At 73.5% G+C, this 17,695-nt stretch carries 17 protein-coding genes; 4 read left to right on the top strand and 13 right to left on the bottom strand.

The window, feature by feature from the left end:
* Window positions 1–549 (top strand): thiamine pyrophosphate-dependent enzyme (locus tag AC07BF_RS14905; RefSeq protein WP_478317909.1); only part of this gene is annotated, 549 nt, incomplete at its 5' end.
* Between the two features lie 112 nt (window positions 550–661).
* On the opposite strand, the gene AC07BF_RS14900 is transcribed toward AC07BF_RS14905, so the two are convergent.
* A complete protein-coding gene (locus AC07BF_RS14900; protein ID WP_371516081.1) occupies window positions 662–1,507 on the bottom strand; it encodes a helix-turn-helix domain-containing protein in 846 nt (281 codons plus the stop codon).
* 132 nt (window positions 1,508–1,639) lie between these two features.
* Window positions 1,640–2,458, bottom strand: coding sequence for an SDR family NAD(P)-dependent oxidoreductase (locus AC07BF_RS14895; RefSeq protein WP_363579926.1), 819 nt, complete (start codon window positions 2,456–2,458; stop codon window positions 1,640–1,642).
* A gap of 99 nt (window positions 2,459–2,557) precedes the next feature.
* On the opposite strand from AC07BF_RS14895, the gene AC07BF_RS14890 reads away from it, so the two are divergent.
* Window positions 2,558–3,271 carry an NADPH-dependent F420 reductase gene (locus AC07BF_RS14890; RefSeq protein WP_400989656.1) on the top strand — a complete coding sequence of 238 codons (714 nt, stop codon included), beginning with the start codon at window positions 2,558–2,560 and terminating at the stop codon, window positions 3,269–3,271.
* A 43-nt stretch (window positions 3,272–3,314) separates the two neighbouring features.
* On the opposite strand, the gene galK is transcribed toward AC07BF_RS14890, so the two are convergent.
* Window positions 3,315–4,457, bottom strand: coding sequence for a galactokinase (gene galK / locus AC07BF_RS14885; RefSeq protein ID WP_478333444.1), 1,143 nt, complete (start codon window positions 4,455–4,457; stop codon window positions 3,315–3,317).
* 44 nt (window positions 4,458–4,501) lie between these two features.
* The gene (galT, locus tag AC07BF_RS14880; RefSeq protein ID WP_478333443.1) at window positions 4,502–5,602 is read right to left on the bottom strand and encodes a galactose-1-phosphate uridylyltransferase; all 1,101 of its coding nucleotides are present in this window, start codon (window positions 5,600–5,602) and stop codon (window positions 4,502–4,504) included.
* 200 nt (window positions 5,603–5,802) lie between these two features.
* Here galT and AC07BF_RS14875 point away from each other — a divergent pair, with 200 nt between their 5' ends.
* The gene (locus tag AC07BF_RS14875) at window positions 5,803–6,627 is read left to right on the top strand and encodes a DeoR/GlpR family DNA-binding transcription regulator (RefSeq protein ID WP_363632724.1); all 825 of its coding nucleotides are present in this window, start codon (window positions 5,803–5,805) and stop codon (window positions 6,625–6,627) included.
* 8 nt (window positions 6,628–6,635) lie between these two features.
* On the opposite strand, the gene AC07BF_RS14870 is transcribed toward AC07BF_RS14875, so the two are convergent.
* From AC07BF_RS14870 to AC07BF_RS14830, 9 genes are all read right to left on the bottom strand, one after another.
* The gene (locus tag AC07BF_RS14870) at window positions 6,636–7,688 is read right to left on the bottom strand and encodes a LacI family DNA-binding transcriptional regulator (protein WP_363626189.1); all 1,053 of its coding nucleotides are present in this window, start codon (window positions 7,686–7,688) and stop codon (window positions 6,636–6,638) included.
* Window positions 7,689–7,745: 57 nt separating this feature from the next.
* Entirely contained in the window at window positions 7,746–9,458 is a 1,713-nt protein-coding gene (locus tag AC07BF_RS14865; RefSeq protein ID WP_478333442.1) for a glycoside hydrolase family 36 protein, read from the bottom strand.
* Between the two features lie 2 nt (window positions 9,459–9,460).
* The gene (locus AC07BF_RS14860) at window positions 9,461–10,291 is read right to left on the bottom strand and encodes a carbohydrate ABC transporter permease (protein ID WP_363579919.1); all 831 of its coding nucleotides are present in this window, start codon (window positions 10,289–10,291) and stop codon (window positions 9,461–9,463) included.
* Between the two features lie 71 nt (window positions 10,292–10,362).
* Complete coding sequence (locus tag AC07BF_RS14855; RefSeq protein ID WP_363579918.1) at window positions 10,363–11,283, bottom strand: carbohydrate ABC transporter permease; 921 nt, start codon at window positions 11,281–11,283, stop codon at window positions 10,363–10,365.
* Entirely contained in the window at window positions 11,280–12,623 is a 1,344-nt protein-coding gene (locus AC07BF_RS14850) for an ABC transporter substrate-binding protein (RefSeq protein WP_400803365.1), read from the bottom strand. Before AC07BF_RS14850 ends, AC07BF_RS14855 begins: the two co-directional genes overlap by 4 nt.
* 205 nt (window positions 12,624–12,828) lie before the next feature.
* Window positions 12,829–14,055, bottom strand: coding sequence for a radical SAM protein (locus tag AC07BF_RS14845; protein WP_363579916.1), 1,227 nt, complete (start codon window positions 14,053–14,055; stop codon window positions 12,829–12,831).
* Window positions 14,056–14,075: 20 nt separating this feature from the next.
* Window positions 14,076–14,810 (bottom strand): hypothetical protein, encoded by a 735-nt coding sequence (locus AC07BF_RS14840; protein ID WP_400989651.1) that lies wholly within the window; start codon window positions 14,808–14,810, stop codon window positions 14,076–14,078.
* Window positions 14,811–15,091: 281 nt separating this feature from the next.
* Window positions 15,092–15,688: an isochorismatase family protein gene (locus AC07BF_RS14835; RefSeq protein WP_363626198.1), complete on the bottom strand. Its 597-nt coding sequence runs from the start codon at window positions 15,686–15,688 to the stop codon at window positions 15,092–15,094.
* Between the two features lie 110 nt (window positions 15,689–15,798).
* Window positions 15,799–16,737 (bottom strand): MerR family transcriptional regulator, encoded by a 939-nt coding sequence (locus AC07BF_RS14830; protein ID WP_363579913.1) that lies wholly within the window; start codon window positions 16,735–16,737, stop codon window positions 15,799–15,801.
* A 63-nt stretch (window positions 16,738–16,800) separates the two neighbouring features.
* Between AC07BF_RS14830 and AC07BF_RS14825 the strand changes: the two genes are divergently transcribed.
* The gene (locus tag AC07BF_RS14825) at window positions 16,801–17,562 is read left to right on the top strand and encodes a maleylpyruvate isomerase family mycothiol-dependent enzyme (protein WP_478317915.1); all 762 of its coding nucleotides are present in this window, start codon (window positions 16,801–16,803) and stop codon (window positions 17,560–17,562) included.
* Window positions 17,563–17,695 lie beyond the last annotated feature (133 nt).

Below are 17,695 nucleotides of genomic sequence, written 5' to 3'. Positions count from 1 at the left end.
ACCTGGCTCAACTCGGGCGGCGCGGGCACCATGGGCTACGCCGTCCCGGCCGCGATGGGCGCCAAGGCCGGCCGACCGGACACCCCGGTCTGGGCGATCGACGGCGACGGCTGCTTCCAGATGACCAACCAGGAACTGGCCACCTGCGCCCTGAACGACATCCCGATCAAGGTCGCGGTCATCAACAACGGCTCGCTCGGCATGGTCCGCCAGTGGCAGACGCTGTTCTACAACCAGCGCTACTCCAACACCGTGCTGCACGCCGGCCCCGACCACGACGGCATCGCGCCGCCGGCCCAGGGCACCCGGATCCCCGACTTCGTGCTGCTGTCCGAGGCGATGGGCTGCGTCGGCCTGCGCTGCGAGCGCCCCGAGGACCTGGACGCCGTCATCAAGCAGGCCATGGAGATCAACGACCGCCCGGTCGTCATCGACTTCATCGTCCACCAGGACGCCATGGTCTGGCCGATGGTCGCGGCCGGTACCAGCAACGACGAGATCCAGTTCGCCAAGGGCATCCGCCCCGACTTCGGCGACGACCTCGACTAACGCCCCCCTGAACCCCGGTCGTAGGCCCTCGACCCCCGCGAGGGCCTACGACCGGCCTTTTTGTGCCCAGGATCTCGTGCCGTTCGGGCAGACGGCCGTTGGAGCGGGCCGCTCAGCGGGTCGCCGACGCCGACCAGGAGAGCAGGAGGCGCAGGGCGTCGTCCGACGGGGTGTGCGGGTCGGCGGTGTAGGTGACGAGGGCCTGGTCGGGGTCGTCGGCGGGGCGGAGCGTGTCGTAGGCGAGGTCGAGGGGGCCGGCGATGGGGTGGTGGAAGAGCTTGCGGCCGGAGGTCTTGTCGGCGACCGGGTGTTCGGCCCAGAGGTGACGGAACTCCTCGCTGTGGACGCAGAGTTGGCCGACGAGTTCGGCGAGGAGGGGGTCGTGGGGACGGCGGCCCGCCTCCAGGTGGAGGAAGGCGACGTTCTCGCGGGCGCAGGCCGTCCAGTCGCCGTAGAGCTCGCGCGAGGCCGGGTCGAGGAAGGTGCCGCGGGCGATGTTGCGGTCCTCGACCGGCAGGGCGCCGTAGTCGCCGAACAGCGCGACGGCCGCACGGTTCCAGGCCAGGACGTCCATCCGGTGGCCCATCACCAGCGCCGGGACGTGGTCGAGCTGGTCGAGCAGGCGCAGCAGGGAGGGGCGGGGCTGCTGCGGGGCGGTGCGGCGGCGGGGCGCGCGGCGGGTGGGGCGGGCGAGGCGGTGGAGGTGGCCGGACTCGTCGGGGGCGAGTTGCAGGGCGCGGGCGACGGCGTCGAGGACGGCTTCGGAGGGGTTGCCGACGCGGCCCTGTTCGAGGCGGGTGTAGTAGTCGACGCTGACCCCGGCGAGGTGGGCGAGCTCCTCGCGGCGCAGCCCCGCGACCCGGCGGCGTCCGCCGTAGTCGGGCAGGTCGACGTCCTCGGGCCGCAGCTGGGCGCGGCGGGTGCGGAGGAACTCGCTCAGGGCACTGGTCGGGTTCATGGGGATGATTCTCACCCGGAGGCGGCCGGCCGTGCCTGGCCCTGCCAGGACCAGGCACGGCCGGCACCGGGGCGCGGCCGGTAGCAGGCGGTAGCGGGGCGCGGCCGGGGGCAGCCGGGGATCAACCGGACGTCAGCCCGCGACGGCCTGGACGGCGGGCACCAGGCCGCCGTCGATGACGATGTCCTGGGACGTGATGTAGGAGGACCGGTCGGAGAGCAGGAAGGCGACGGTTTCGGCGACGTCCTCGGCCCGGCCCAGGCGGCCGAGCGGGATGCGCGCGCGGATCGGCTCGTGAGCGGCCGGGTCGGGGATCACCGCGTGGAACATCTCGGTGGCGATGTAGCCGGGGCTGACGGAGTTGACCCGGATGCCGCGCGCGGCGAGGCCGCTGCCGAGGGTGCGGGCGAGGCTGAGGACGGCCGCCTTGGTCGCGGCGTAGACGGGGGCGTCGGGCAGGCCGCGGTGCGGGGTCCAGGAGGCGTTGAGCACGATGGAGCCGCCGCCGGCCGCCTCCAGCAGGGGCAGGGCGTGCTGGACGGTGAAGAACACGCCCTTGAAGTTGACGTCGACGGTGTGGTCGAAGTCGTCCTCGGTGACGTCGGCGGCGGGCTGGAAGACGCCGACGCCCGCGTTGGCGAAGACGCCGTCGAGCGCGCCGTGGCGCTCCCGGACGGTGGCGGCGAGCCGGGCGAGGTCGGCCCGGGCGGCGACGTCGGCGCGGACGGCGAGCAGCCGGTCACCGCCGTCGAGCCGTTCGGCGGCGCGGGCGAGCCGGGCGTCGTCACGGCCGGTGATGACCACCCGGGCGCCGGCGGCGAGGAGGCGGCGGGCGGTGGCGAGGCCCATGCCGCTGGTGCCACCGGTGATCAGGACGGTGCGGTCGGCGAATTCCCGGGGGTCGGCGGGATCCCGGGTCATGGCGTTGTCGGACGGGGCGTTGTCGGTCATGGCACCCACTCTCCCGGCGGCCGTGGAGCCGGGACCAGGCCCGGCCCGACCCTGGGTCCGGAAGAACCACCCTGCACCGGGAATCGACGGCGCCACCGGGTGGTTGGGGCAGGACGACAAGCGTGTGACACTCGCGAACAGGGGTCTGACATGAAGATCGGCATCATCGGTGCGGGCAACATCGGCGGCAACCTGACCCGACGGCTGACGGCGCTCGGGCACGACGTCTCGGTGGCCAACTCGCGCGGTCCCCAGTCGCTGGCCGCCCTGGCCGAGGAGACGGGCGCGACGGCCGTACCGGCCACCGAGGCGGCGCGCGGAGCGCAGGTCGTGGTGGTGACGGTGCCGCTGAAGAACGTGCCGGACCTGCCGGCCGGGCTGCTGGACGGCGCGGCCGAGGGCGCGGCGGTGATCGACACCGGCAACTACTACCCGCAGCAGCGCGACGGCCGGATCGACGAGATCGAGGACGACGGGCTGACCGAGAGCCGGTGGACGGAGCGGCACCTCGGCCACCCCGTGGTGAAGGCGTTCAACGGCACCTACGCGCAGGACCTGCTGGAGCGGCCGCGGCCGGAGGGCGACCCGGAGCGGATCGCCCTGCCGGTGGCGGCGGACGACGAGGCGGCCAAGCACGTGGTGCGGGCGCTGATCGACGAGTTGGGCTTCGACACGGTGGACGCGGGCGGGATCGACGAGTCCTGGCGCCAGCAGCCGGGCACGCCGGTGTACGGGCTGCGCGCCGGGGTGGAGGCGGTCACCCGGGCGCTCGCGGAGGCGTCTCCGGAGCGCCCGGCGGACCACAAGGCGTGACCCCGGGAAGGCGTGCTCCCCGCGCCGACCCCGACGGGCCCGGTCAGCCCGTGCGGCGGGCCCCCTCGGCCGGGACGGCCGTGAGGGTGCGCGGGGCGGCGTAGCCGGCCGCGCGGAACGCGGTGGTGACGGCGGCGGCGACGGTGTCGGCGGCCGGTGCGTCGACGAGGGCGATCACCGAGCCGCCGAAGCCGCCGCCGGTCATCCGCGCGCCGTGGGCGCCGGCGGCGAGGGCGGCCTCGACGGCGAGGTCGGTCTCGGGGCAGGAGACCCGGTAGTCGTCGCGCAGCGAGGCGTGGCCGGCGGTGAGGATCGGGCCGAGCGCGGCGGGCCGACCGGCGTCCAGATGGGCGACGGCGGCCGTGACGCGCTCGTTCTCGGTGACCACGTGGCGCACCAACGGCCTCAGCTCCTCCGGGAGTCGGGGCAGGGCGGCCGGCAGGGCGGCGGGCGTCAGCTCGCGCAGCGCGGGCAGCCCGAGCAGCGCGGCCGCCCGCTCGCAGCCGGCCCGCAGGGCGGCGTAGGCACCGTCGCCGAGGTCGTGCTTGACCCGGGTGTCGAGGACCAGCAGGGCGAGGCCGGAACCGGCGAGGTCCAGCGGCACCTGCCGCATCGCCAGGTCCCGGCTGTCGAGGTGCAGGGCGGCGCCCGGGCGGCAGCACATCGAGGCCATCTGGTCCATGATCCCGCAGGGGACGCCGACGAAGTCGTTCTCGGCCCGCTGTGCGATCAGGGCGAGGTCGGGTGCGGACAGGCCCAGCCCGTACAGGTCGTTGTACGCGATCGCGACGACGCATTCCAGGGCGGCCGAGGAGGACAGCCCGGCACCACCGGGCACGTCGCTCTCCAGTCGGAACTCGGCACCGCCGACGGGGTGCCCGGCCTCGCGCAGCGCCCACACCACGGCGGCGGGGAAGGCCGCCCAGCCGGGCACCGAGCCCGGGGCCAGGTCCGCGACGGCCAGGTCGGCGACCACCCCGTCGCCCTGGGCGGACCAGAGCCGCAGCCGGCCGTCGTCGCGGCGCCGGGCCTGGGCGCGGACGGCCTGCGGGAGGGCGATCGGCAGCACGAACCCGAGGTTGTAGTCGGTGTGCTCGCCGATCAGGTTGACCCGGCCGGGGGCGGCCCACTCCCCCTCGGGGGCGTGGCCGTGGAGCTCTTCGAAGGAGGCCACGGGGGTGTTCACAGGAGTCTCCACGGGCGTGGTCACGGGCGTACTTACGGGCGTGGTCACAGGGCTACCTCCCGCAGCCGGCGGGCCGCGTCCTCGGGGGTGACGTCGTTGACGAAGGCGTCCATGCCGGATTCCACCCCGGCCAGGAACTTGAGCTTGTCGGCCGCGCGCCGGATGGTGAACAGCTCCAGGTGGAGGGCGAGTTCGTCCTCCTGGCCGGCGGGCGCCTGGTGCCAGGCGGAGATGTACGGGGTGCGGCCGGCACCGAAGAGGCGGTCGAAGCGGCGCAGCAACTCCAGGTAGAGGCCCGGGAATTCGGCGCGCTGCGGCTCGTCGAGGCCGGTCAGGTCGGCCACCCTGCGGTGCGGGTAGAGGTGCACCTCGTACGGCCAGCGGGCGGCGAAGGGGACGAAGGCCGTCCAGTGCTCTCCGGCGAGCACCACCCGGGCGCCGTCGGCGCGTTCGGCGGCGAGCAGGTCGTCGAAGAGGCTGCGGCCGGTGGCGGCGCGGTGTTCGGCCGCGCGCGCGGCCATCCGGGCGGTGCGCGGGGTGGTGAAGGGGAAGGCGTAGATCTGGCCGTGCGGGTGGGCGAGGGTGACTCCGATCTCGGCGCCCCGGTTCTCGAAGCAGTAGACCTGCCGGACGCCGGGGAGGGCGGCGAGTTCGGCGGTGCGGTCGGTCCAGGCGTCGAGGACGAGGCGGGCCCGCCGCTCGTCGAGGTCGGCGAAGGAGGCGTCGTGGTCGGCGGTGAAGCAGACCACCTCGCAGCGCCCGGCGCCGGGGCCGCTGACCCGCGGTCCGCCGACGCCTTCCAGCGCCGCCGGGGGGCCGGCCAGCGAGGGGAAGCGGTTCTCGAAGACGGCCACCTGGTAGTCGTCGGCGGGGATCTCGCTGTGCCGGCCGTCCCGGGAGGGGCAGAGCGGGCACTCCTCGGCGGGGGGCTGGTAGGTGCGGGCCTGGCGGTGCGCGGCGACGGTGACCCAGGCTCCGGTGGCCGGGTCGAGCCGGACCTCGGAGCCGTGGGCGGGCGGGTCGAGCGGGCGCCGGTCGACGGCGTCCCGGGGGACGGCCTCGCCGCTGTCGTAGTAGATCAGCTGTCGCCCGTCCGCGAGTGTGGTCACGGTCTTGGCGGTGGGCTGGGTCAGGGTCCCGGCCATGGCCTTCTTCCCTCTATCCGACACGAAACAACAATATCCAACATTATCCATCAGACCCGGCTGTCCGGAAGGGGCCCGCGCCTGCCATGATGGCGGTGACCGTGGCCCGCCGGGCGGCCAGTCGGGCGGCCGGACGGACGGCTGGACGGCCGGCCGGCCGAACGGTCACGCGGACCACACCGACCCGAGGAGCCCCCCCGATGGCTGACAGCGCCCAACCGCTCGCCGGACAGCGCCGCGTGCTGATCCTGGAGCGGGTCCGCGCGCGCGGCGGCGTCCGGGTGACCGAACTGGTCCGGGACCTCGGGGTGTCCGACATGACCATCCGCCGCGACCTGGACGCGCTGGCCCGCCGCGGGCTGGTGCACAAGGTGCACGGCGGGGCGGTGCGGACGGAGGCGGCGGCCAGCGGCGAGCCCGGGTTCGAGACCAAGGCCAACTGGCAGCTCCCCGCCAAGGAGGCCATCGCCCGGGCCGCCGCCGCCCTGGTGCCGCCCGGCTCGGCGGTCGGGCTGGCCGCCGGGACGACCACCTTCGCGGTCGCCCGGCAGCTGCGCGCCGTCGAGGGACTCACCGTCGTCACCAACTCGCTGCGGATCGCGGAGCTGCTGGAGGAACCCGACGAGGACGGCACCCCCGCCACCGCGACGGTGATCCGCACCGGCGGCGTCCGCACGCCCTCCGACGCGCTGGTCGGGCCGGTCGCCGACCAGGCGATCCGCTCGCTGCACGTCAACGTGCTGGTCATGGGCTGCCACGGCCTCTCGGCCGAGACCGGGCTGACCACCCCGAACCTGGCCGAGGCGGAGACCAACCGGACCTTCCTCCAGTCCGCCCGCCGGGTCGTCGTGGTGGCCGACCACACCAAGTGGAACGCGGTCGGCCTGGCCTCCTTCGCCGCGCTGGAGCAACTGGACGTGCTGGTCACCGACGACGCGCTGGCGGCCGAACACCGGTCGTCGGCCGCCCAGTTGGTGGGCGAGCTGATCGTCGCGCCGACCGGGGAGCAGGGCCCCCAGGCCTGACGGGCCCCCTACGGACCCGTCCGGGAACTCGCCCGCACCACCAGCTCGGCGGCCAGCTCAAGACCGCCCGCCGGCGGCGCCTCCCCGCGCACCTGGCCGAGCAGCCGCTCCACCAGGGCGGCGGCGATCGCCCGCAGCGGGAGCCGCACCGAGGTCAGCGCGGGGTGCAGGTGGCGGCAGAGCGGCGTGTCGTGGAAACCGGTGACCGCCACCCCCGCCGGCCCGACCGCCGATCCCTCCGCCCGGACCGCCTCGTAGACGTCCAGCGCCAGCAGGTCGCTGCCCGCCGCGAAGGCCGTCGGCCGCTCGGGCCCGCGCAGCAGCTCCCGCACGGCCGCGACGTCCGGCCGCGCCGCCGTCACCGCGGACAGGCCCAGCCGGGCCGCCTCGGCGAGGAAGCCCGCCCGCCGGGCGGCCATCCACGGCAGGTCCTCGGCGCGGCCGACGTACCCGATCCGGCGGTGGCCGAGCCCCGCCAGATGCCGCACCACCACGGCCATCGCCGTGTCGTTGGCGATGTCGACCCAGTGCTGGGGCTGCCCCGGGCCCGTCCGCCCGAAGGTGACGAACGGGAGGCCGGCCCGGACGACGTGCCCGATCCGGGGGTCGTCGCCCAGCACGTCCGCCAGCACCAGCCCGTCGACCTGACGGGCCGCCACCAGTTCGTCGATGGCCGCCAGCGGGCCGGCCGCCCGCTGGACCCCGCTCTCGGCCGCACCCTGCCCCGGACGGAACAGCAGCACCCGCTGCCCCTGCGCCCCCGCCGCGTCGACCAGCGCCTCCAGGAAGCCGGCCATCAGCGGGTTGGGGTCGAACGGGTCGTCCACCGGGGCGAGGTAGCCGAGGGTGCGCCGGGCGCCGCTGCGCAGCGAACGCGCCGACTGGTCGGGCTGGTAGCCGAGTTCGCGGATCGCCGCGGTCACCCGGGCCAGCGTGTCCGGGCGGACCCGCTGGGGGGCGTTGAGCGCGTTGGAGACGGTCTGCCGGGACACCCCGGCCGCGCGGGCCACCTCCTCGATGGTGGTGGCGCCGCGGCGCGGTCGGGGTGTTCCCTCGGGCATCGGAGGCTCCAGGACGGCTGCTCGGGTCTGACGGGTGCTCGGTACCACTGCTCGGTTCTACGGACGGCGCAGGGTCAGCAGCCCACCGCGCGGCACGGTGATGCCGCCCGCCCGGTCGAGCTCGACCTCGCCCTGCCGGACGATACGCCCTCGGGCGTCCTGCACGGTGGCCTCGGCCGTCCCGCCGCCGCCGGTGAGCCGGACGTCCGGGTCGGCGTCGGCGTTGGCGACCAGCAGGGTGCGCCAGTCCGCGCCGGAGACGTCCACCGGCAGCGCGGCGTAGCGGGCCACCGCGACGGTGCCGCCGCCGACGGCGGTGACCATCGGGTAGCCGAGGTCCGGCCGGGCCGGGCGCAGCTCGCCGAGCTGCAGGGTGGCGACGTGCTCGCGGAAGACGCCGAGCCAGAAGGCGATCGCCTCGCGCTGCCCGGGGCTCTGCGCCGCGAGGTCGACGGAGACCTGCGGCACCGAGAACAGCACGTTGATCAGGTGGCAGGCGATCTGCTCGGGCGGCTCGGCCGGGTGCCACATCAGCATGTCGGCGTGGACCGGGACGGGCCCGGCGGCGAGCCGCACGTCGATGGTGCGCTGCCGGTTCTCCTGCGGGCTGAGCGGGCAGTCGGTGGCGCGGACCATGGTGACGTACGGCCACAGGCCGGGGCTGACGTACGGCTGGCGGTGCTCGATCATCGCCCCCGGCTTGACCGCGGTGATCCGGCGGCGGATGGCGGCGAGCAGCCGCTCGACGCCCTCGTCCACGGTGGCGCAGTCGGCCTCGGGCCCGGCCTCCGGCGCGTCGGCGCGGGCGAACCAGTCGACGAAGTCGACCTTCAGTCCGTCCATGCCCCACTCCTCGACGGCGCGGGCGAGCCGGCCGGTCAGGAACTCGCGGACCTCGGGGTAGCGCGGGTCGGCGACGACCGCGCCCAGGTGGGCGGCGTCGGCGAGCGCGTAGCGGCCGATCGCCTCGAAGGCTGCGCTGTCCTTGCCGATGAACGGCAGCGCGTACCAGAGCAGGTACTGCACGCCGAGGTCGTGGACGCGCTGGACGTGGGCGGCGGTGTCGGGCAGCGAGACCGGCTCCCAGTCCCCGCAGTGCGCGTAGCCGCGGGTGCGGTCGGCGGTCATCCAGCCGTCGTCGACGATGATGACGTCCATGCCGAGCTCCTTGCCGAGCGCGGCCTGGGTCTCGACGCCCTTGGGCGTGACGTCCTGGTGCATCGAGTACCAGGTGGAGTACGCGGGGCGGCGCGCGGCCTCGGGGATGTCGGCCTCGCGGTCGGTCCACCACCAGGCGGCGAGGCCGGCCAGGCAGCGGGCGAAGTGCCGGCGGGATGTGTCGATGCGGACGGTCAGCCGGCCGGCGGCCTGCGCCCAGAACCGGAACTCCCCGGTCTCCTCCAGCACTCCGGCGCCGGCCAGGACGTCGGCGCGCTCGGCCGCGAAGGCGCAGATGGCGATGTCGCCGGTGCCGATCAGGGCGGCGATCGGGGCGCCGTTGGCCAGGCTGGTGCGGCGCGGAGCGCTCCACGCGGCGGGCAGCCAGCCGGTGCCGCGCGGCTCGGGCGTCCAGAACGCGGTGGCGTCCACGCACGGCACCCGCCACTCGATCCGGACGTCGCCCGTCCCTTCGGCGGTCACCTCGACGATTCCGTCACCCGCCCCGCGGGCGCTCGCGTTCCCGCTGACCCGCAGGTCCAGGCCCTCTGCGTAGAGCGAACGCAGGCCGCCGGCGACGGCGGGGGCGTGCGGTTCCCAGATCTCGGTCATGTTCAGCCCTTCGTGGCGCCGGCCAGCAGGCCGGAGATGAACTGCCGCTGGAGGACCAGGAAGAGGACCATCATCGGCAGGGTGGACAGCGCGGTGCCGGAGAGGATCGCGCCGTAGTCGGTGTTGCTCTTGTTGCCGTGCAGGGTCGCGAGGGCGACCGGCAGGGTGTGCATCCCGGGACTGCGCAGAGCGATCAGCGGCCAGACGAACTGGTTCCAGGAGCCGAGGAAGAGGAAGATCGAGAGGGCTGCCAGCACGGGCCTCATGACCGGTACCACCACGCTGAACAGCACCCGGAACTCGCCCGCGCCGTCGACCCGGGCGGCGTCCAGGAGTTCGTCCGGCAGGCTGCTCAGTGACTGCCGCATCAGGAAGATGGCGAAGGGCACGCACAGGCCGGGCAGGATCAGCGCCTGGTAGGTGTCCAGCAGGCCGAAGTTCGTCATCATCTTGAACAGCGGTACCAGCATGACCTGTTCGGGCACCACGAGAGTGGAGAACAGCAGGGCGAACAGCAGGGTCCGGCCGCGGAAGCGGAACTTGGCGAAGGCGTAGCCCGCGAGCAGCGCCACCACGAGGGCGCCCAGCGTCTGGACCCCCGCCACCAGCAGGGAGTTCCCGACGACCCTGAGCAGGCCGATCTTCTGCTCCAGGTGGCTCAGGTTCTCGCCGAGGCTCCCGCCGGGCAGCAGCTTGGGCGGCCAGTCGAAGACCTCGGTGTCCTTGCGGGTGGCGGAGACCACCAGCCAGTAGAAGGGGGCGATCGACAGCCCGGTGATGCCGGCGAGGAGGAAGGTCAGCGGCCAGCCGCGCAGCTTCTTGAGGGGGTTCACGCGCTCGGAAGCCTCGCTCTGGGGGGTATCGCTCTTGGAGGTATCGCTTTGGGAGGTATCGCTTTGGGAGGTCACTTGTCGCGCTCTCCCATCAGGCGCATCTGGACGGCGCCGAGCACCGTCACGAGCAGGGTGAGCGCGTAGGCGACGGCGGAGGCGTAGCCGAAGTCGTAGTACCGGAAGCCGTTCTGGTACAGGTACATGGAGACGGTCAGGGTGGCGTTGTCCGGCCCGCCGCCGGTCAGTACGTACGGCTCGTCGAAGAGCTGGAGCGTTCCGATGGTCGAGAGCACGACCGTGAACAGCAGCACCGGGCGCAGCGCGGGGACGGTGACGGAGGTGAAGCGGCGGATCGGTCCGGCGCCGTCGACCATCGCGGCCTCGTACAACTCCCTAGGAATGGACTGGAGTCCGGCGAGGTAGATGACGGCGTTGTATCCGGTGTAGTGCCAGGTGAGCACCACGACGACGGCCGCCCGGGCCCAGACGGGCTGGCCCAGCCAGTCGACGGAGGGCAGGCCGACGGCGTTCAGCACCCAGTTGACCGCACCGTCGTCGGTCTTGAGCAGGTAGGCGAAGATCACGCCGGTGGCGACCAGGCCGGTGACCGAGGGCATGAAGACGCCGAGGCGCCACACCGTGCGCCAGCGCACCACCGCGGAGTTGATGCCGACGGCCATCAGCAGGGCCAGTCCGAGCATCAGCGGGACCTGCATGACGAGGATCTCGCCGGTGTTGGACAGGGCCGTCCAGAACAGCGGGTCGTCCAGCAGGCGCCGGTAGTTGGCGAGGCCTGCGTCGCGGGTGGCGGCGCCGGAGCCGGTGGTGAAGGAGAGCAGCAGCGACTCGACGACCGGGTAGGCCTTGAACACGCCGAAGGTCAGCAGGGCGGGCGCGAGCAGCAGGTACGGTACGGCGGCGCGCCGCCGGCGGGACCGGCGCCGCGCTGCGGACCTCCTGGAGAGGGCGGCGGGCGGGCTGGCGGCACTCATGCGATACCGCGCCCGGTCTGCTGGGCGAGCTGCTTGGCGGCGTCCTGGAGGACGGCGGCCGGGTCGGCGCCCTTGAGGAGGACCTTGACCTGGGCGTCGCTGACGAGCTTGAGGGCGCGGGCGTAGTCACCGGAGTAGTTGGTGGGGTAGCCGCCCTCGGTGGCGAGGTCGGCGAAGGTCCTGAGCACCGGCTGCCCGCCGTAGTAGGCGCTCGGCGCGGCGTACAGCGGGTCGGCGTAGGCCTCGGTGAGGGCCGGGAAGACGCCGCCCGCGTTGAACATGGCGTTCACCGAGGCCGGGCGGGTGACCGTGTACTCGACGAACTTCCAGGCGGCGCGGCGGCGCGGGCTGGAGGCGGCGACGGCCAGGTGGGTGGAGTTGACCAGGGCGGTGCGCTTGCCGCCGGGGGTGACCGCCGGGGGCTTGGTGAGACGCCAGTTGCCGCTCTGGTCGGGGATCTTCTTCTCCAGGTAGTGCGCGACCCAGGCGGGCATCGCGGCCACCGCGAGCTTGCCGGCCTTCATCACGGGCGGCCAGCTCTGGACGCCGGGGGTGTCGCCGATCAGCCCGGCCTCGTCCAGCCGCTTGACGATGGTCAGGGCGCGCACGGCCGCCTCCGAGCCGACGGTGATCTTGCCCTGGAGGTCGAAGTAGAAGGCGCCCTGGAGCTGCATCAGGGCCTGGACGAAGTCCAGGTCGGGGGTGGGGTTGGCGGCCCTGTTGATGCCGATCAGGGCGACGCCGGGGTTGGCGGCCTTGAAACGGTCGGCCACGGCGAGCAGGTCGTCCCAGGTGGCGAAGGACTCGGGGTCGATGCCCGCCTTGTCGAAGTAGTCCTTGCGGTAGAAGAAGCCGAGCGGGTTGACCTCCCAGGGCAGTGCGTAGGCGTGGCCGTCCTTGCCGCTGACGACGGGCCACAGGCCCTTGGCGAACTTGTCCTTGTGCGCGTCGGCGCCGAGCGCGGAGAGGTCGGCCAGGCCGCCGGGGAACTTCTCCTGGTATCCGGGCAGGTAGTCGCAGCCGATGTGCAGCACGTCGCCGAGGCCTTGGCCGCCGGCCGCCAGGCCGACGGTGATCTTGTCCCAGATGGCCGGTTCGCCGATGTCCTGGACGTCGACCGTGATCCCCGGGTTGTCCTTCTGGAAGGCCGGGACGATCCCGCGCAGGGCTTCGGCGGCCGTGGCCCAGGACCAGACGGTGATGTTGCCGGTGTCGGCGTCCCCGCCCGAGGCGCCCCCGGAGCCGGAGTCGCCGCAGGCTGCGAGCGTGCCGCCGGCGGTCAGGGCCAGCAGGCCCGCTCCTGAGGCTCGGAGCAGATCACGACGGGAAAGGTGTGACATTGCATTCCTCTCTGAGGGGTGGCGAGGAAGGGTTTGAGGCAGGAAGGGCGAGGCAAGGGGAGGGAGCTTGAAGGGTTTTGAACGTTCAAATACACAAAACAAACCAGAACCAAACAGGTTCGAACGAGCGGGTCACAGCAAACGCCCACCCTCCCCGCGCCGTCAAGACCTGGGCGCGGAGAGGGTGGGCTCCGAAACCGTTCTGTTATCCCAGGACCGCGTCCGGAGCGCCGAACACGGTTCCCGGGGTGACCGGGATCCCCCGCGCCATGGCCTCGAAGTCCAGGATCGGATGGGTCAGGATCTCCTCGACCTCGTCGGTCAGGAGGTTGCCCAGGATGAACTCCTCCTCCGCGCCCGACCCGAAGGTGACCACCTGCCCGCTCGACTGGATCATCCAGTTCAGCAGCTCCCGCTCGCTGCTCTCCGCGAGGTGGATCTCCCGGCCGGGGTGGTCGCGCCGGATCCCGTCGACGACCGCGCGGACCTCCTCCACCGCCACGCCGAGCCTGCGCACCGTGGCCGGCGAGGCCCGCCGGCCCCACCACTGGAAGATCACCCACTGGGCGACCGACGGGTGGGACAGCACCTCCGCGGCGAGCTCCGGCAGCTGGTGGAGGTTCTCGGCACTCGCCACGGTGTGCACCCGCACCCGGTCGAAGCCCTCGGCGTCGCACAGGGCCAGGGACTCCAGCAGCGCGTCGAGGAGCCTGTCGTCCGGGCTCCGGCGGAAGGCGCGCTGCACCTCCGGCGTGACGGCGTCCAGTGGCAGCCGCAGCGAGGACAGGCCGTGGAGCCGGGAGAGCTTCTCGGCGGTGAGCGTGTAGCCGGTGGTGTCGAGGCCGACCTTGAGACCACTGGCGATGGCGTGGTCGACCACGTCGAAGACCGGCGGCCACAGCAGCGGGTCACCTCCGGCCAGGACCAGGTCGGTGGTCCCGTGCGCGGCCAGCTTCCCGACGATCCGCCTGGCCTGGTCGAGGTCGATCTGCTCCGCCGCGAACGGGTTGTAGCAGCCCTGGCAGGACATCGGACAGCGGTTGTTGATCGACCAGTTGACCCGCCGGACGCGGCGGCCGGTACGCGGCTGGTCGGCCCTGCTGCGGATCCCGGCCACCAGCCGGGCCAGGCGGACGGCCTGCGGGAGGGTGGAGCCGGCGAGCAGTTCCCCGGCCCGTTCGACGCCGGCCGCGGTGGCGTTGTTCTGGAGCAGGAGGAAGGCCAGGCGCCACCGCATGGCCTCGTCCCCCGGGTCCTGGCCCAGGGCCTGTTCGACCCGCTCGGTCAGGGCGCCGAGGTAGCCGGGGGTGAAGTTGGCGGGTTCCAGGCGCCTTTGGAACGCATCGGCTATCGACCCGCGCGCCAGGGCCCGGTCGTAGCCGGCCCGCAACGGGTGCGGGGGCAGGATCTCCACGTGCTGCCGGGTGGGCATTCGGTGTTCTCCGGTACGGGTCAGTTCGGGGCGGACGGCAGCATGACGACCATCGAGTCGGCGGACGACAGGCCCATGCCCTCGACGAAGACCGCGTCGCGGACGAGCTGTGCGATGGCGGGGTGGGTGGGGGCGGCGAGGTAGCGGGCGGTGGATTCGAGCGGGGTGATGTCGTGCTTGGCGATCAAGGTGCGCAGCGAGCCCGGCAGGTCGTCGAGGCCCTCGCGGATGTCCTCCAGGTCGAACCGGTCGGCCAGTCGCATCGCCGCCCTGCGGGCCTTGGCGAGGTTGGTCGTCGGGTCCAGGATGGTCGCCTTGGCCAGGTAGTAGGGGACGGGCTGCATCATCCAGGCCAGCGCCTCGCCCGGGTCGTCCTCGTCGTGGCCGGAGTGGTCGAAGGCCTCCGGCCCGAGCCCGAGGCCGTCGCAGAACCACTCGGGCCGCATGCTGATCCGGTAGTGGGCGTGGCCGGCCAGCCGGAACGCCGGGAGCCTGGCTATGACGGACGTCGTCTCGATCCGGAACGTGTCGGAGATCCGCCGCATCGTCCGCCCCAGCACGGCCCGGACCTCCGGCACGTCGGCCCCGTCGGCCACGACGTGGATCAGGTCGAGGTTGGAGACGATGTCGCCGGCGGGCCCGGTGCGGTGCTCGCCTCGGGCCAACGAGCCGGTCGCCGCCACTGACATGTCGGTCACGTCCGCGAACTCGCGGGCCAGCTCCTGGAACAGCAGGGGGACGTCTTCGGCTCTCACGCGCTTCCTCGGGTGTCGGCTACGGAGGTGGAGTCGACGCCCTCTCTTCCAATGCCGCTCACATCATGGAGAGTTGGCGTTCAGATGGGCACCCTAACAGCGACCCGCCACAAATGGTCGTGTTTGCACCACATATCTCACACACCACAGCTGACGGACCGACACAAGCGGTCTCAACCAGTCACTCAAGTGCCGCCCGCGACACGTGGATCGGGTGGGCATCGAGACATCTGAACCACACCTGCGCGAGAAGTCGGCCGGGCCGACTTCTCGCGCAAACCTCATCCGGCCAGCACGACCGGCGTGCCCGTCAGGTCCACGCCCGCCTGCCGGAGTTCGCCGAGGGCGGTGACCGTGGTGTCGGTGGCCACGCCCGCCGTGTAGTCCAGCAGCACCCTGGTCGCGAACCCGGCCTTCACGGCGTCCAGCGCCGTCGCCTTCACGCAGTGGTCGGTGGCGATCCCGACCACGTCCACCGCGTCCACGCCCTGGCCGCGCAGCCAGTCGGCGAGCCGGGTGCCGTCCGCCGCGAAGCCCTCGAACCCGCTCTTGGACGCCGAGTGCGCGCCCTTGAAGAACACCTCGTCCACCGCGCCCGCGTCGACGGCGGGCGCGAAGGACGGGTGGAACTCGCCGCCCTCGCTGCCGACCACGCAGTGCACCGGGAAGGACTCCCGGAAGTCCGGCCGCGCGGAGAAGTGCGGGCCCGGGTCGATGTGGTGGTCCCGGGTCGCGACCACCCGCGCCCAGCCCTCCCGCTCCGGGCCCTGGACCAGCTCGGCGATCGCCCGGGCCCGGTCGGCGCCCCCGCCGACCGGGACGCTCCCTCCCTCGCAGAAGTCCTTCTGCACATCCACCACGATCAGCGCGCGAGCCATCGACCGGCCTTTCCTCGGGGGTACGGATTTCGCGGCCAGCTTGACGCCTTCGAGGTGCGTGGACGAAGCAACCCGGGCTGCCGTTCACCCGGACGGGCCTGGCGCGGCGATCAGCACACCCCGGCGGCGCCGCCAAGGCCCGCAGCGGAGCGTTCGAGGGAGTCGGTCAGCCACAGGTAGGACAGGCCGACGGTGACCGAATCCCCGCTCGCCTCGGCCACGAGCCGCCAGTAGCGGCGCATCCGCGGGTCCCGGTCGACAGCCACGTAAGCCAGCAGGCGGCCCCTGAACTTCGGGGTGTCGCGGTCGCCGCGGACGGCGGCGTGGGCCGCGACGAACCGGTCGAGCGCGGGGCCCGCCCGGGGCTGCTCACCCGCCCGCACCAGGGGCTGGGCCAGCGCGCACGCCTCGCCGATCCCGCTCACCAACTCGTCCTCGTCGGCGATCAGCGCGGCGCCGGCCCGCGCCCTGGCCAGCAGGCCGCGGCTCAGTTCCCGGTCACCGGCCAGGGCGAACAGTTCGGCGAACGCGACCACCTGCGGCGGGGTCGGGTCGGCGGGCGGCTCGGGTACGGCGATCGCCACGAACGCGGTGAGCATCGCCTCCGACACCGGGGCGGCCATCGCGCGCCTCCAGAAGCCGATCAGCGCGTCACGGGCGGCTCCCCCGCCCTCCATCGCGGCCAGCAGCTCCAGCCTGGCGGCCCGGTCGGCCGGTCCGGCCTCCTCGACAGCGCGCAGCGAGGCCCGCCGCCAGGCCAGGTCCGCGAGCCGCACGTCGAGCGCGGCCCGCTCGGCCGCGACGACCTCGGCCACGGAACGCTCTCCGGCGAGCACCTGCCTGACCGAGGGCAGCCCGAGCCCGAGCCTGCGCAGCCGTCTGACCAGGCCCAGCCGCTCCACGGCCACGTGGTCGAACCTGCGGTGCCCGCCCGTGCTGCGCACCGAGTCGACGATGCCCTCGTCGCAGTAGAAGCGGATGGTCCGCACCGGCACGCCGGTCAGCCGGGCCAGCTCGCCGATCCCCAACGTCTCATCGAGCAAAGGCACTTGAACCTCCACCGGACTGGAGTTCCTACCGTACCCAGGTAACCCCGAGAGAGGAGCGCCGTCATGACATCAACACTGGACACCGCACGGCTCGTGGAGGGACTGCGGGAGCAGAGCGCGAGGACAGGCCGCGCGGTCGCCGGAAGGGACCCGGACACCCCGGTGCCCACCTGCCCGCAGTGGCCGCTGCGCACCCTCGTCGGGCACGTCGGCCAGGAGCACCGGTGGGCGGCCGAACTCGTGCGCACGCGCGAGCAGTTGCCCGCCCCCGACCCGTGGCAGGCCGATCCCGGCGCCCCGGACGGGTGGGCTCGGTGGCTGCGCGAGGGCGCGGAGGACCTGGTCCGCGCGGTCCAGGAGACCGGCGCGGACACCGAGTTGCCCACGTTCTTCGGGCCACGGCCGGCGGCGTTCTGGCTCCGCAGGCAGCTGAGCGACACCTGCGTCCATCACTACGACGCGGCGTCGGCGACGGGCACCGCGTTCGAGATCGCCGACGACCTCGCGGCCGACGTGATCAGCGAGAACCTCGACCTGCTGTGCACGCCGGCCTTCGAGTCGGTCAGGCCGGCGGTCGCCGAGCTGCGCGGCCGGGGCGAGCGGGTCGGGTTCCGGCCGAGGTCCACGGAGGGCTGGGTGGTCACCAGGGCGCCCGAGGCGCTGCGGTGGGAGCGCGGGCGGGTCGAGGCCGACGTGGTGGTGTCGGGCGCGGTGGCGGACCTCATGCTGGTGGTCTCCCGCCGTCTCCCGCCGCAGGACGACCGGGTGACGGTGACGGGCGACCGCGCTTTGCTGGACCACTGGCTGACCCACACGGCCTTCTAGCTACCAGAGCTGCGGGGGGGGGGGGGGGGGGGGGGGGGGGGGGGGGGGGGGGGGGGGGAGGGGGGGAGAGGCGGGGGGGGGGGAGGGGTCCGGATATCTCTGGTGGCGGGGGGGGGGGGGTGGAGGGTACTCT

This window comes from Kitasatospora sp. NPDC043950 (assembly GCF_056435345.1).
Note: the sequence above shows the minus strand (reverse complement) of the source record. Positions and strands in the feature narration are given on the sequence as shown.

What these genes read in the sequence shown, in the direction of transcription:
- AC07BF_RS14870 (WP_363626189.1), bottom strand. Translation starts at nt 7,688, where the DNA reads ATGCCCGAGGGAACACCCCGACCGCGCCGCGGCGCCACCACCATCGAG.
- AC07BF_RS14900 (WP_371516081.1), bottom strand. Translation starts at nt 1,507, where the DNA reads ATGAACCCGACCAGTGCCCTGAGCGAGTTCCTCCGCACCCGCCGCGCC.
- AC07BF_RS14850 (WP_400803365.1), bottom strand. Translation starts at nt 12,623, where the DNA reads ATGTCACACCTTTCCCGTCGTGATCTGCTCCGAGCCTCAGGAGCGGGC.
- AC07BF_RS14845 (WP_363579916.1), bottom strand. Translation starts at nt 14,055, where the DNA reads ATGCCCACCCGGCAGCACGTGGAGATCCTGCCCCCGCACCCGTTGCGG.
- AC07BF_RS14835 (WP_363626198.1), bottom strand. Translation starts at nt 15,688, where the DNA reads ATGGCTCGCGCGCTGATCGTGGTGGATGTGCAGAAGGACTTCTGCGAG.
- AC07BF_RS14895 (WP_363579926.1), bottom strand. Translation starts at nt 2,458, where the DNA reads ATGACCGACAACGCCCCGTCCGACAACGCCATGACCCGGGATCCCGCC.
- galT (WP_478333443.1), bottom strand. Translation starts at nt 5,602, where the DNA reads ATGGCCGGGACCCTGACCCAGCCCACCGCCAAGACCGTGACCACACTC.
- AC07BF_RS14825 (WP_478317915.1), top strand. Translation starts at nt 16,801, where the DNA reads ATGACATCAACACTGGACACCGCACGGCTCGTGGAGGGACTGCGGGAG.
- AC07BF_RS14865 (WP_478333442.1), bottom strand. Translation starts at nt 9,458, where the DNA reads ATGACCGAGATCTGGGAACCGCACGCCCCCGCCGTCGCCGGCGGCCTG.
- AC07BF_RS14875 (WP_363632724.1), top strand. Translation starts at nt 5,803, where the DNA reads ATGGCTGACAGCGCCCAACCGCTCGCCGGACAGCGCCGCGTGCTGATC.
- AC07BF_RS14855 (WP_363579918.1), bottom strand. Translation starts at nt 11,283, where the DNA reads ATGAGTGCCGCCAGCCCGCCCGCCGCCCTCTCCAGGAGGTCCGCAGCG.